Here is a 286-nt window from a genome sequence, read left to right as displayed (position 1 = left end):
TGAGACGTTTCGCCCGATTCCACGGTTCTGGCGAAAACAGGTGCTTACACATCTCAACGAAGCAACGGTTATCGTTGACGCCGATGGAGAAATCAGACACATAAGCCCCACCGCCGCTGAGACATTCGATGAGCTCCGCGGGGCCGGTGAAACGAGTTTCGCTGACACTGCGCCGAGACTGTACGAGTGTACGGTTCGAGACGATCCGATCTTCGAGTGGGAAGCTGACGGTGAAACTCGGTATTACCGGGTGGTTGAGACGGGGTTACCGAGCGAGCGGGTGGGC

General features: G+C 57.3%; 1 pseudogene. It reads left to right on the top strand.

The features are described from left to right. Window positions 1–40: 40 nt before the first annotated feature. Window positions 41–286 (top strand): annotated as a pseudogene (locus tag EXE42_RS19940) (hypothetical protein); the annotation flags it as partial.

It is taken from the genome of Halorubrum sp. SP3 (genome assembly GCF_005435195.1).
GTDB classification, from domain to species: domain Archaea; phylum Halobacteriota; class Halobacteria; order Halobacteriales; family Haloferacaceae; genus Halorubrum; species Halorubrum sodomense.
Note: the sequence above shows the minus strand (reverse complement) of the source record. Positions and strands in the feature narration are given on the sequence as shown.